Annotated in this window: 2 protein-coding genes; both read right to left on the bottom strand. The window is 67.5% G+C overall.

From position 1 onward, the window contains the following. Nucleotides 1–291 (bottom strand): inositol monophosphatase family protein (locus BHQ40_RS24775; RefSeq protein WP_435593939.1); only part of this gene is annotated, 291 nt, incomplete at its 3' end. Continuing rightward, the coding region (locus BHQ40_RS24780) for a metallopeptidase TldD-related protein (protein WP_139139490.1) at nt 284–955 on the bottom strand (672 nt) is incomplete at its 5' end. The genes BHQ40_RS24780 and BHQ40_RS24775, both read right to left, overlap by 8 nt.

Here is a 955-nt window from a genome sequence, read left to right on the forward strand (position 1 = left end):
GCGCAGATAATCGCGCGTGCCGTCTATCGGATCGACCACCCACACCCGGTCAGCGCCGAGCCGGTGGTTGCTGTCCGCCGTCTCCTCCGACAGCCAGCCCGCGTCCGGGGCCAGTTCCGTCAGCGCCGCGCGCAGCATGCCATTCACTTCCAGATCCGCCTCGCACACCGGATGGCCGGGGACCTTTTCCCACTGCCGCACCTGCGTCCTGCCGCCAGCCCAGAGGGTCAGCGCATGATCGGCAGCGGACGACACGACATCGACGAGCCTGCGGAGGGAGACGTCACCCACCAGCGATGGTCATCCCGTCGACACGAATGGTGGGGGCGTTGACGGCATAGCGGAAATGCAGGTCGTTCGCCGGGATCATCGCGCGGAACATATCCTTCAGATTGCCCGCAATCGTGATCTCCGCCACGGCCCGCACAACCGCGCCATTTTCGATCAGGAAGCCGGATGCGCCACGGCTGTAATCGCCAGTGACGCCGTTGACGCCCATGCCGATCAGTTCAGTGACGTACAGGCCGCGCTTCACATCCGCCATCAGGTCGCCGGGCGTGATCTTGCCCGGTTCCATGTGCAAGTTGCTGGCCCCCGCCCCCGGCGCGCCGCCAACGCCGCGGCTGGCGTGACCGGTCGGCTCCAGCCCAAGCTGCCGCGCCGACGCGCTGTCGAGCAGCCAGCCGGTGAGAACGCCCTTGTCGATGATCGCGCGGCTCTTGGTCGGCAGGCCCTCTCCGTCGAACGGTCGGGAGCGCAGGCCGCGCGGGCGGTGCGGATCGTCCATGATCGTGACGCTGGAATCGAAAATCTGATCCCCCAGGCTGTCCAGCAGGAAGCTGGACCGGCGGGCGATGCTGGGGCCGAGGATCGCGCCGAGCAAGTGCCCGATCAGGCTGGACGCGACGCGCGGATCGAAGATCACCGGCATGGCGCCGCTTTCGATCTTCACGGG

Source organism: Sphingobium phenoxybenzoativorans, assembly GCF_001757355.1.
In the GTDB taxonomy this organism is placed as follows: domain Bacteria; phylum Pseudomonadota; class Alphaproteobacteria; order Sphingomonadales; family Sphingomonadaceae; genus Sphingobium; species Sphingobium phenoxybenzoativorans.